A 12,392-nucleotide genomic window follows, 5' to 3' on the forward strand; every position below is an offset into this window, starting at 1 on the left:
CCGCAGACACCGGACGCTCATCACTCCCAGTTCTGGGCCCGGGTCGTATTCCCGGCCCGCGGAGCATCCCTGCCAGGCCCGACACACCGAGTTCCGGACGACGAGGTCCACTCCCCGTGTCGGTAAGAGGAACGACGTCCTCTCCGGTGTCAGCACCCCGATCGCCGCCCCCGACGTTTCCTCCGGTCGATCCCGGCTCGCTCTGACCGAACCCAGGAGTTCCGCATGACCCGCTTCACCGTGCTCGTCGCCGCCCCCCAGTCCCGTTCCTCCGTCCGCGACGCAGCCCTGCGCGCCGCCTCGGAGGTCGCCGCCCGCGCGGGCGTCACCTCCACCCCCGACGTCATCGACCTCGCGGAGCTGGGCCCCGCGCTGCTCGCCGAGTCCTCCGAAGCCGTCGACGCCGCCCTGGACAGGGTGCGGGAGAGCGACGTCCTGCTCGTCGCCTCCCCGCAGGCGCACGGCACCTACACCGGTCTGCTCAAGGTCTTCCTCGACCGGCTCCCCGAGCTGGGTCTGGGCCACACCGTCGCGGTTCCGCTCGCCGTCGTGGACGACCTGCGCAACAGCCACGGCATCGAGGAGGACCTGCGTATCCTGCTCGCCGACCTGGGCGCCTGGGTGGCCGAGCCCGGCCTGATCCTGGCAGACGACGAGACCGGTCGCCCCGACAGTGTCGTGCAGGCCTGGGCGGACGTCGCCGCCCCGGGTCTGCGCCAGGCCGTGTCCGTGGCCGCCTGACCCTTCTTCGCCCCCGGGCGGGCCCGTACCCGCGACACCGCGGGTGCGGGCCCGCCCGTCGTCCGCGGGGTGGAGCCTCACCGGTCGGCGACCGGCCCCGGGCGCCCGTGGACGGCGCCCGCGGCGCCCTCCTCCCCGGATGCGGTGACCCGGGTGGTGGAGCGGTCTCAGGCTCCGGAGGCGTCCGTCCCGGTCCGCGCGGGGTCGGCGCAGACCGCCCGGCTGCGACTGGTGTCGGCCTCGGCCTGGGCCACGTTGCCGCGCACCAGGACCACCACGACCAGGGTCAGTGCGAAGCCGCCGACCCGCAGCGCCAGCATGACCGGGTCGTCGGGCAGTTGCTCCCCGAACAGGATCGTGCCCATCACGACCATGAAGACGTTGCCCGCGACGTTGGACACCGGCGCGGTGATCGACGCGCGGGAACGCTGGAGCGAGGTCTGGAAGAGGACGATGCCCACCGCCCACCCGACCGCGTACAGGTAGGGGTAGGGGGAGAGGAGCGCGGGGACGATCGCGGCCCACAGGCCGTGGTCGGCCAGCAGCCCGCCCAGGCCCTTGCCCTGGAGCCCGGCGCTTCCCTGGGCGAACCCGGCCGCGGCCCCCAGGGCCGCCGCCGACATGTACCGCCCGCCGCCGCTGGTGAAGGCCACCACGGCCAGGCACACCACCACGGTCACCAGGCTGACGGTGACGAGCAGGCCGGTGTCGGCGGTGGTCCCGGTCCCGGACCCGTCGGCGGTGGACAGGGTGAGCAGGCCGAGGGCGACCGGCATGAGGGCCAGGGCCACGTATTCGCCCCGGGTGATGCGCTCGCCCACGACGAGCGTGACGACGAGGATGCCGCAGGCCACCCCGGCCGCGAACGCGGGCTGCGCCACCGACACCGGTGCCAGGCCGAGGGAGACGATGAGCCCCACGCTGCCCAGGGCGGTGAACAGGCAGCCGAACACCCAGCGGGGGTTGCCGAGCAGGACCCGGGCCAGGTGGAGCGGCCGGTCGACCGAGATCGACTCCGACCCGTGCAGCGCACGCTGCTGCACGCTCAGGCCGACGGTGTAGACCACGGCGGACAGCAGCGCGACCAGGAGTCCGATCACGATGGGGCCTTTCGGCTCGGGGACGGCGCGGGCGGGGGAGGGTCGCGCTCCGGTGCGGTGCGCGGCAGTGCCGGGGCGGGGCCGGGCCCCGCCGAGGGGGTACTGGCGCTAACGTCGGGATGCGCGGCCCCTATCGGCCGCCGGAGGTCTTTGGAAGGTTGACGACCTCTATATAACCAGTTCTAGTCTGGTCTGACGAGCCCCTGTCCTCGTCTGACCGGCAAGGAACGGTGTGTCTCCGTGATTGGGTATAGAACCTGTTCCGGGGATGCTGAAGGGCGCGACGGCGAGGAATGGGGCATGGTGCAGGACCCAGGCGAGCCCGACGAGGACACCCCGACGCCCCGGGGAGAGGGGGACGACCCGTCGAGCGCGGCGGAGGGGGGTGGTGTACCCGGTGTCCCGGACCCCGCCGGTGGTCCCCCCGGGGAGGCGGCCGCCGGTGCGCGGCCCCGGGCGCGGTGGGCGGGGTTCCCTCCGCCGGCCTGGCGCGAGTACGTGCGGGACCACCCCTGGCGGGACCTCTCGTGGCGGGACCTGTCCTGGCCGCGCCCGGCCGCGTGGAGGTACCGCTCCTCGCGCTTCGAGCCCGGCCCGCTCGGCCTGCTCGGGGTCATGCTCGCGGCGATGGCCGTCACCCTCCTGCTCCTCCAGACCGGGGCCGGGGGCCTCGGCGCCGGCGGAGGCGGGCTCGCCGACGAACCCGTCACGGTGCCGGGCCCTCCCGACGGGGAGCTGCGCCTCATGCTGGTCGGCGACTCCCTGACGCAGGGCAGCAGCGGTGACTACACCTGGCGCTTCCACCTGTGGTCGCACCTGCGGGAGGCAGGCGTCGAGATCGACTTCGTCGGCCCCTACGACGACCTGTACGGGCTCGACGACGAGGAGTTCGGCGACCGGGACTACGCGGACGCCGGCTTCGACACCGACCACGCGGCGCGCTGGGGGACGTCCACCCGGGAGCTCGCCACCGGTGTGGCGGAGGTGGCCGCCGAACACGACCCCCAGTACCTGCTGCTCCTCGCCGGAACCGAGGACATCCTGGCCGGGAACGGCGCCGACCACGCCTTGGAGGGCGTCGGGGAGACGGTGTCCACGGTCCGCGTCGTGCGGGGTGAGACCCGGTTCGTCATCGGTGAGCTCCCCGCGGTGGAGGGCACCGGGGACGACGGCCGGTTCAACGAGGAGATCTCCCGGTTCAACATGGGCCTGGTCGACCTCGCCCAGCAGCTCACCTCCAGTGACTCGCCCGTGGTCGTCGCCCGGGTCGCCGACGGGTACGCGCCGGCCCGGGACAACTGGGACGAGGCCCACCCGAACGCACGCGGTGAACTGAGGATCGCCGCGGCCTTCGCCGACGCCCTCGCCGAGCCGCTGGGGGTCGGCCGGGCGTTCGAGCGCCCGCTGCCGCACCTGCCGGTGGGGCCGCTGACCGCTCCCGAACCCCTCGCGGAGGAGTCCGACGACGGCCTCGTGCTCAGCTGGGAGGCCGTGCCGGGGGCGACCGGCTACCGGGTGGTGCAGCGGCGGGTGGAGCCGGACCCGGACGGGGCGACGGTGCTGCCCGTCGACGTGGAGGACGACGGCGGTAGGAGGTCCGTGCTGGTGGAGTCCCTGTTCAGCGGTGCACGGTACGAGTTCGTCGTGCGCCCGTTCAAGGGCAGGGACGAAGGCGCGGAGTCCGAGCCCCTGCAACTGGTGTGGGACGACGACCCGCCCCCGGGGCCCGAGGGGATCAGGGTCCGTGACGGCGGGGCGGCCGTGGTGTGGGACGCGGTGGAGGAGGCCTCCCACTACGAGGTGTGGGTACGGCCGCTGAACTGTGTGTCCGCCGACGAACGGCGCTCTCCCGTGGTTCTCGCGGACGGGGACGGCATGCCGGGGCGCCCGGACGACGGGGGCGGCGCCGCACCGCCGGACGGGGGTGCGGAGCCGTCCCCTCCGGCGCCGGACCCGGCGCCGACGGACACGCCCCGGCCCGAACCCGTACCGGAGCCGGCCCCCGCGGTGCCCCAGCCCGCCCCCTCGGAGCCGGACGGCGGCTGCGGGCGGCGCGACGGGCGCGGTCCCGAGGCCGGGGAGGGATGGCGCACCCTCGGCTCGGCGGGGGAGGAGCCGCGCTGGACGGCGACGGTGTCCGGCGACTACGAGCTCGTCGTCCGCTCCTACCGCGACTACGTGGAGGGCGGGTTCTCCGACAGCGTCCTCCTGGCGGGCGGCTGATGGCAACGCGGAGCGGTGCCGCGGGCGGGGAGCCGGGCGCGCCCGGGCTGCGCCCGTGGGCGGCCCGCCTGCTGCCGTGGGCGGTGGGGCTGCTCGCGGGGGGTGCGGCGCTCGGTCCGGCGCTCGGACCCGGGTACGTGCTCCGCTACGACATGGTCTTCGTGCCCGACCTGTCGTTGGGCACGGTGCTCGCCGGCGCCGACGGGTTCCCCCGGGCCGTGCCCAGCGACGCCGTGGTCGCCGCCCTGTCGGGTCTCCTGCCGGGCGACGCGGTGCAGGCGCTCCTGCTGCTGGCGGTGTTCGCCGTGGGCGGGGCGGGGGCGGCCGTCCTGTCCGCGCGTGCGCTGGGAGGCCGCGGGCCGGCTCGGGCCGGAGTGCTGGCGGCGTCGGCCGCGGCTGGCCTGGCGTACGTGTGGAACCCGTTCGTCGCCGAACGCCTCCTGCTGGGGCAGTGGGCCATGCTCCTGGGCTACGCGGGGCTGCCGTGGGTGGTGGGCGCGGTCGCCCGATCGGCCGTGGTCCGGCCGGCGGCGGGGTTCGCCGGGCTCGTGCGCGCGCTCGTCCCGGCCGCCGTGGGCGGCTTCTCGTCGGTGGTGCTGGCCGGGCTCACGGCGGGGCCGGTCGCGGTGCTGCGCACCCGGGGGGCGGGTGCGCCCGCTGACGGGCCGACCCCGCGGCCGGAGGCCGAGGCCCTCCCGGAGGGGCCCGGCGGGCGGTGGTGGGTCCGGACCGGGCTGTTGCTTCTGGCACTGCTGACGGTCGCGCTGCCGTGGCTGCTGCCGTCGCTGACGAGCGGCGCGGGGACCGACCCGGGCGGGGTGGAGGCGTTCGCGGCGCGGTCCGACACCCCCTTCGGCGTCGCGGGTTCCCTCCTGCTCCTCGGCGGGGTGTGGAACTCCGGTGCGGTCCCGCCCGGGTACGGCGAACCGGTGACGGCTGCCGTGCGGATGCTCCTGTGTCTGATGGCGCTGGCGGGCTGGGCGTGGTCGCTGCGGAGGGCGCGGCCCGCCTTCGGCGCAGGGCTCTCGGTGGCCGCCGCCGTGGGCCTCGTGATCGCCCTGCTCGGCACCACCGCTCCCGGGAGGGAGGCCGTGGCGGGGCTGATCGGCGTGTGGCCCGGGTTCGGGGTGCTGCGGGACGGCCAGCTCTACGTCGCGCCCCTGGCGCTGGTGCAGGCGCTCGGGCTCGGCGCGGCGGTGCTGTGGCTGGCGGGGTCCCCGGCGGACGGGGCGTCGGCGGCCCCGGTTGTGGGCGCCCGCAGTCGGGGCGCGGGCGGGGCCCCCGGGGGAGACGGGACCGCGACCGGGAGGGCGGGCTCCCCTGCGTCCTCGGTGGTGCTGTGGCGGGTGGTGGTCGCGGTGTTCGCGGGGCTCCTGCCCGTGGTGTCCCTCCCCGGGCTCCTGTGGGGCGCGGGCGGAGCGCTGGCCCCCGCCGGCTATCCCGACGCCTGGCTGGAGGCCCAGAGGGTCGTGGCCGCGGACGAGCGCCCCGGCGCGGTCCTGGTGCTCCCGTGGAGTGCCTACCGGGGTGTCGACTGGTCCGGTCGGCCCGTTGTCGTGCTGGACCCGGCCACCAGGCTCTTCGACCGGAGGACCGTCTGGAACGACGACCTGGTGGTCGGCACCCCGGACGGCGGCGCGGTGGTGGTGACCGGTGAGGACGCCAGGGCCAGGGAGTTCGCAGCGCTGTTGCGGCCCGACCCCGCGACCGGGCTGCCGGAGAGCCCGGACGCCGGGGTCCTGGCCGGGGCGGGTGTGCGCTACGTGGCGGTGTCGGCGCCGGTCGATAACCAGTTCTGGTCTGGGGTCGACGGCCTGTCCGTGGTGGTCGAGGGGGATGACATGGTGCTGATCGAGGTCCAGGATCAGCACATCAAGGCAGACAAAGCCCATGTTCCGGGGTTGGAAGTTACCGGTGGGTTAGTTACAGTTGGGGCAATCATCTGGTCTATGGCTAGATCAGGTTCTAGTCTCGTTTTCCAGTGCTCCGGTCCCAGTTCGGGGCCGGGCGCGCGGAAGGAGATCCCCAAGTGATCAAGGTAATCGCCGCCTGCGTCATCGGCGCGGCCCTGGCGGGAGGTGCCACTGTGCTGGCCACCAACCTCGCCACGGACACGACCGCGACCGCGGAGCCGGTGAACGAAACCCTCTACAACTACGGCGACCGCTAGGACGCCCGCGTTCGACGGAGGACGGCGGGCGCCTCGTCCCCAGCGGGGCGCCCCACCCCCACCCCTGCGGCCCCGGCTCCCGTCCCGGCCGCCACCCCCCACAGACGCCCGGTCGATGGGTCTGTTCGGCGTGCGTTCCACCCTTCGCCCGCGTGATCGCCGTGCGTCTCCGAGCGCATGCGGAAGGTGGCCGCGCCCGGCCCGACCGGACACCGCGCGGAAGGAGAGCGTGTGGTCTTCCAGAAGGTCCGCCACGGGGCGGAGCCCGACCTGCCCCGGGTCACCGCGACCCCGGCCGCCACCACCGTTCCCGCCCCGGCCCCGGCGGAAGCCGACACGGAGGCCGCCATCGACCTCGGACCGCGCCTCGACGGCGTCCGCCTGGTCATGATCAACTGGCGCGACCCCTGGCAGGCCGCCGCCGGGGGAGCCGAGGAGTACGCCTGGCGGATCAGCCGGCACCTGGCCGAACGCGGCGCCATCGTCACCTTCCTCACCAGCCGTGAACCCCACCAGGCCCGGGTCGAGACCCGGGACGGCATCGTCATCCGCCGCATGGGCGGCAGGTTCACCGTCTACCCGCGCGTCATGGCGTGGCTGGCCCTGTGGCGGCGCGAGTACCAGCTCGCCTTCGACTGCATGAACGGCATCCCGTTCCTGTCCCGGCTCGTGCTGCGCCGCAGCACCCGGGTGGTCAGCGTCGTCCACCACGTGCACGACCTCCAGTTCAACGCCTACTTCGCCGCGCCCCTGGCCTGGGTGGGCCGCTTCATCGAGTCGGCCGTGGCCTCGCGCGTGTACCGCGGCTGCACCACCGTCACCGTGTCGGAGTCCTCCCGCCGGGCCATGCGCGACAAGCTCGGCTGGCGGGCGCCCATCGAGATCGTGCACAACGGCGGCCCGCCCGTCGCCCTCCACCACCCTCAACCGTCGCCTCCGGCGCAGTCACCTCTCCCCGTCGCCCTCCACCACCCTCAACCGTCGCCTCCGGCGCAGCCCCACCCGGGCTCCCCCTCCACCCTCGACACCGGGCCCGGCGGGCTCGGGCGCCCGGCCGTCGTCAGCCTCGGCCGCCTCGTCGTCCAGAAGCGCGTCTCCCAGGTGGTCGGCCTCGCGCACCGGCTGCGCGACGAACACCCCGACCTGAAGGTGCACATCATCGGGCGCGGCCCCGAGGGCGACCACCTCGCCGACCAGATCGACCGCGAGGGCACCGGAGACCGGGTCCGCCTGCACGGCTTCCTCTCCGAGGAGGACAAGAACGGCGTCCTGGCGTCCTGCGACCTCCACGTCACCGCGTCCGAGTTCGAGGGCTGGGGCCTGACCGTCATCGAGGCCGCACGACTCGGCGTGCCGACCGTGGCCTACGATGTGGACGGACTTCGCGATTCCGTACGAGACGGCGAGACCGGGTGGCTGGTCCGCGACGGCGAGGACCTCGCCGACGCGGTCGCCCGGGCCGTCGAGGAACTGTCCGACCCCCGGCGGGCCGAGGCGGTCCGACATGCCTGCCGCGCGTGGGCGTCCCGGTTCACCTGGGAGGCCAGCGGTGCGCGGATGGCCCGACTGGCCGCCGCCGAACTCGGCCTCCCCGACGGCGCCCCCGAACACCCCCGTGCCGGAACGGTCCCGGCCACCACGAACACCCCAGGCCTCCCGGACGAGGCAGCAGGCAGGAAAGAGCGAATGTGACTTCGGCGGAATCCACCGCCAGGCGCGAACCGGAGGATTCCAGCACACCGACCGCCCCCCGCGGAAGACTGGACGAGAAGCTGCTCGCGCGGCTCAAGGTCCTCACGGTGTGTCTGCTACTGGGCGCTCTGGCAGCGAGCATCGACCCCGGCAGGATCGTCAGCGACACCAAGATCGACCTGACGGCCAACCCCCTGGGGTTCATGGAGCGGGCCCTCCACCTGTGGGACGCCTCCTACTTCGGGCAGCTCCAGAACCAGGCCTACGGGTACTTCTTCCCCAACGGCCCCTTCCACCTGCTGTTCGACTCGCTGGGCATGCCCGACTGGCTCATCCAGCGGCTGTGGATGGCGGTCCTGCTCGTCGCCGCGTTCGTCGGCGTCTACAAGGTCGCCGAGGCGATGGGCATCGGGACCGTCAACACGCGCATCCTGGCCGGCGTCGCCTACGCCCTCGCCCCGCGCGTGCTCACGCTCCTGTCGTACAACTCGGCCGAGTTGCAGCCCATGCTGCTGATGCCGTGGATCCTGCTGCCCCTCGTCCTGGGGGCCGGGCGGGGGTACCCGCCCGCGCGCATGGCGCTGCTCTCCGGCCTGGCGTTCCTGCTGTGCGGCGGCACCAACGCCGCCTCCGAACTGGCCGTCCTGGTCGTCCCCGGCCTCTACCTGCTCACCCGGGCCAACGGCCCGCGCAAGTGGCGGCTCATGGCCTGGTGGACGGCCGCCCTGGTCCTCGCCTCGTTCTGGTACGTCGCGCCGCTGCTCATCATGTCGCGGTACGTGTACTCGTTCATGCCCTACACCGAGGACGCGGCCGTCACCACCGGCGTCGCGTCGCTGCTCAACGCGCTGCGCGGCACCTCCAACTGGATGGGCTTCCTCCCCGACCAGGGCAACACCGCGCTGCCCTCGGGCGCGGAGCTGTCCACCACCCCCTGGCTGATCGCGGCCACCGCGCTGGTCGCCGGGATCGGCCTGGCCGGGCTCGTCAACCGGCGCACCCCCGAACGCCTCTTCCTCATCGCGAGCCTGCTCACCGGTACCGCGATCATCGTCGCGGGTTTCACCGGCGACCTCACCGGGCCCTTCGCCGGGACGATGCGCGCACTCCTCGACGGGGCGCTCTCCCCGTTCCGGAACGTGCACAAGTTCGACGCGCTGATCCGACTTCCGCTGGTCCTGGGCCTGGCCCACCTGCCGGTCGTGGTGGCGCGGGACCGCGCGGACCGGACCGGCGGCCCCGTCCCCGGGCGCGTCCGCCGCGCCGTCGCGGGCGGCGCCTCCTCCGTCTTCCTCATCACCCTCGTGCCCATCGGCGCCGTCGGCATCGCACCGGCGGGGGGGTACGAGCGGATCCCCGAGTACTGGTACGAGGCCGCCGACTGGCTGGAGGACCGCTCCGACGAGCGCGGCATGACCATGGCGCTGCCCGGTTCGGCACGCGGGGAGTACGAGTGGGGCCGCCCCCTCGACGAACCCCTGCAACCGCTCCTGGACGGAGCGTGGACCAACCACCAGATCATCCCCTGGGGTTCCGCCGGCGTCTCCCGCATCACCCACGAGATCGACCAGAGGGTCTCCTCCGGGCGCGGTTCCCCTGGACTCGCCGACACCCTCGCCCGCATGGGCGTCACCCACCTGGTCGTCCGCAACGACCTCCAGCGGACCGCCAACAACGGCGGCTGGCCCGCCCGCGTCCACCAGGCCCTCCAGAACTCGCCGGGCGTCACCGAGGCCGCCGAGTTCGGTCCGGTGATCGGCTCGCTCGACCACCACTCCGCCTCCCAGTGGTTCGACCAGCCGTACCCGGCCCTGACCGTCTACGAGGTAGGGGACGCCGCCCCGGTCGTGGGCACCGTCCCCTCGGAGGGGACGCTGCGGGTCACGGGCGGTCCGGAGTCCCTGCTGCACCTGGCCGAACAGGGCCTGGTCACCGACGACCGCCCCGTCCTGCTGGGTGACGACCCCGGCGCCGCCGGGATCGCCGCCGAGGACACGATCGTCACCGACACCGCCCGACGCCGCGAGGTCGTCTACCCCGACGTGCGCCGCAACGTGTCGGCGACCCTGACGGAGGACGAGGAACTCGAACGCGACGTCCCCGCGCCCGACGTCATCGACCCGGCCTGGGAGGACCACGTCGCCCACGCGGAGGACATCGGGATCGACGCGGTGAGCGCCTCCTCGTCCGAGAGCGGCGCCGGCGCCCGAGCAGGCGACCGCGACCCCGGGCGCGCGCCGCACGCCGCGCTCGACGACGACCTCACCACCTCGTGGCGGTCCAGCGCCTTCACCGGAGCCCTGGGCCAGTGGATCGAGGTCGAGTTCTCCGAGCCCCAGGACCTCACCGGTCTCGCCATCGCCTTCGAGCAGCTCGCCGACGAGCCGCCGCCCTCCCGCGTCACCCTGGTGACCGACACGGGCGAGGTGGAGGTGCCCGTCGCGGAGACCGCGGAGCCCCAGGAGCTCATGGCCCCGCCCGGGCTCACCGGCACGCTCCGGGTGCGCGTGGACGAGCTCGCCTGGGAACCGGAGTACCGGTTCGGCACCCGGGTGGGGATCGCCTCCATCTCCGTTCCCGGCCTCGAACTGGACCGCACCCTGCGTGTGCCCGGCCCCGGCGACGCAGGGAACCTGTTGTTCACCGGTTCCACCGGGACCGCGCCCGGCTGCATGGAGGGCTCCCACGTGTGGGTGTGCAACCCGCGCCTCCAGGTGCAGGGGGAGGACGCGCGCAGCCTGGACCGCACGTTCGAGCTGTCGGCCGCCGCTGCCTCCTCACCGCACTCCGTGTCCGGCGAGGTGGTGCTCACCGACCCCAGGGAGGCGGAGAACGCCGCGAACAGGGCCAGCCCCCACCCGCACGTGACCGCGTCCTCCACCGCCGTGGAGCATCCGGCAGCGATGGGCCGGGGCGTTCTGGACGACGACGGGAGCACCGTCTGGTATCCGGACCCGGAGGAGAAGAACCCCTGGCTCGACATCGACCTGGGGGCTCCCACCGCCATCGGCCACCTCGCGGTCGAGTTCCCGCGCGCCGACAGCGTGATGCGGCCGATCCGGGTGACCGTCGAGGGCGGCGACACCGTCCGCGAGGGATGGCTGGACGGCAGCGGCCGGGTGGACTTCGCCGAGTTCACGGCCTCGTCGCTGCGGGTGACGTTCGAGCGCCCCGAGGGGCAGGCCCTGGAGATCGGCACCGTCGAACTGCCCGGTGTGGAGCCGGTGGACCCGCTCCCGGAGGGCGACGCCTCCACCGCCTGCGGGCTGGGCCCCACCCTGCGGGTCAACGAGCAGCGGGTGGAGACGCGGATCAGCGAGGGGACGCTCGCCGACCAGCTCACCGGTCGGCCGCTGCGCTACGAGAGCTGCACGGACCTGGACATGGTCGAGGGCGAGAACCGGGTCGTGGTCGACCCGGGCAACCGCTACGAGGTGCGCTCGGCGCTCATCGGGTCCGCCGGGCAGGTCCCGGACCGGGCCGAGGTCACCACGGCCGAGGTGGAGGCCCTGCACGAGTGGGGGCCCGGCGAGCGCCGCTTCGACGTGGACGTCGACGAGGACAGCTTCCTGGTCGTCAACGAGAACTTCAACGAGGGCTGGCGGGCGGCCCTGGAGGGCGCGGACGGGCCGCTGGAGCCGATCCGCCTGGAGGGGTGGAAGCAGGCCTGGGTCCTGCCCGCGGGCAGTGCGGGCACGGTCACCCTGACGTACACGCCCGACACCGCCTACCACCGGGCCCTCGCCGTGGGCGCGGGCCTGGCCGCCGTCCTGGTGGTGGCGGCCCTGTGGCCCCGCCGACTCCTGCCCGGCGGGCGCGCCGTCCGCACCTCGCCCCCGCGCGGCTCCCGGGCCCTGCCCCCGGTGGGCTCCGGGTGGCTGAACCGCTGGGCGGTGCTGCCCCTCGGGCTGGCCTACGGGGTCTGGGTCGCGGGCTGGGCCGGTGCGGCCCTGGTCGGCGTGATCCTGCTATGCATGTGGTGGCTGGGCCGCCGAGCGCCTCGGAGCCTGCGGCACGCGAAGCCGGGACGCCCGTCGATGGGCGGCCGACTGCTGCCCCACCTGGCCGGGCCGTGGCCGCCGGTGGTGTCGCTGGGACTGGCCGGGCTGTCCATGGCCCTGGGCACCTACCTGGCCCTGTACATGCCCTTCCACGACGTCACGGAGGCGTTCGGGGGAGCGATGCGCGGCTGGGTCGCCCAACTGCTCTGCCTGCCCGCGCTGGCCAGGCTCGTCCTCGCCCTGGGGCAGCGCGGCGACGACGAACCCGCCGACGCCGACCCGCCGTCGGCCAGCGCGCTCGCGACGGCTCCGGTCACCCGGGACGCCTCCGGACCCGGGGCGGTGCGGGAGCCGGCGGCGGACGGCGCGGACGGCCCCGCCGCCCCGGGAGCGCCGCGGCCCGACGACGACCTGAGGGAGCCCGACCCGGAGGAGGCCCGCACGTGAGCGCGATCGAGGCCGGGG

At 74.5% G+C, this 12,392-nt stretch carries 7 protein-coding genes; 6 read left to right on the forward strand and 1 reads right to left on the reverse strand.

The window, feature by feature from the left end; translation table 11 throughout:
- Positions 1 to 225: 225 nt before the first annotated feature.
- Entirely contained in the window at positions 226 to 741 is a 516-nt protein-coding gene (locus tag Q8791_RS15985; RefSeq protein WP_330092499.1) for an NADPH-dependent FMN reductase, read from the forward strand.
- Positions 742 to 908: 167 nt separating this feature from the next.
- Here the strand turns inward: Q8791_RS15985 and Q8791_RS15990 are convergent, their stop codons facing one another.
- On the reverse strand, positions 909 to 1,841 hold the full coding sequence (locus Q8791_RS15990; protein ID WP_330092500.1) for a hypothetical protein: 933 nt from the start codon (positions 1,839 to 1,841) through the stop codon (positions 909 to 911).
- 300 nt (positions 1,842 to 2,141) lie between these two features.
- On the opposite strand from Q8791_RS15990, the gene Q8791_RS15995 reads away from it, so the two are divergent.
- The 5 genes from Q8791_RS15995 to Q8791_RS16015 all read left to right on the forward strand — a co-directional run bounded on the left by Q8791_RS15995 (position 2,142) and on the right by Q8791_RS16015 (position 12,374).
- Entirely contained in the window at positions 2,142 to 4,064 is a 1,923-nt protein-coding gene (locus Q8791_RS15995) for a GDSL-type esterase/lipase family protein (RefSeq protein ID WP_330092501.1), read from the forward strand.
- On the forward strand, positions 4,064 to 6,097 hold the full coding sequence (locus Q8791_RS16000; RefSeq protein ID WP_330092502.1) for a hypothetical protein: 2,034 nt from the start codon (positions 4,064 to 4,066) through the stop codon (positions 6,095 to 6,097). Before Q8791_RS15995 ends, Q8791_RS16000 begins: the two co-directional genes overlap by 1 nt.
- The gene (locus Q8791_RS16005; protein ID WP_330092503.1) at positions 6,094 to 6,234 is read left to right on the forward strand and encodes a hypothetical protein; all 141 of its coding nucleotides are present in this window, start codon (positions 6,094 to 6,096) and stop codon (positions 6,232 to 6,234) included. Before Q8791_RS16000 ends, Q8791_RS16005 begins: the two co-directional genes overlap by 4 nt.
- A 231-nt stretch (positions 6,235 to 6,465) precedes the next feature.
- Positions 6,466 to 7,926, forward strand: coding sequence for a glycosyltransferase family 4 protein (locus tag Q8791_RS16010; RefSeq protein WP_330092504.1), 1,461 nt, complete (start codon positions 6,466 to 6,468; stop codon positions 7,924 to 7,926).
- Entirely contained in the window at positions 7,923 to 12,374 is a 4,452-nt protein-coding gene (locus Q8791_RS16015; RefSeq protein WP_330092505.1) for an alpha-(1->3)-arabinofuranosyltransferase, read from the forward strand. The genes Q8791_RS16010 and Q8791_RS16015 overlap by 4 nt, the downstream gene beginning before the upstream one ends.
- The last annotated feature ends 18 nt before the right edge of the window (positions 12,375 to 12,392 follow it).

This window comes from Nocardiopsis codii (assembly GCF_036327455.1).
In the GTDB taxonomy this organism is placed as follows: Bacteria; Actinomycetota; Actinomycetes; order Streptosporangiales; family Streptosporangiaceae; genus Nocardiopsis; species Nocardiopsis codii.

Bases quoted from the DNA above. Each gene is read 5' to 3' on its own strand.
- Q8791_RS16000 (WP_330092502.1), top strand. From the start codon at position 4,064: ATGGCAACGCGGAGCGGTGCCGCGGGCGGGGAGCCGGGCGCGCCCGGG.
- Q8791_RS15985 (WP_330092499.1), top strand. From the start codon at position 226: ATGACCCGCTTCACCGTGCTCGTCGCCGCCCCCCAGTCCCGTTCCTCC.
- Q8791_RS15995 (WP_330092501.1), top strand. From the start codon at position 2,142: ATGGTGCAGGACCCAGGCGAGCCCGACGAGGACACCCCGACGCCCCGG.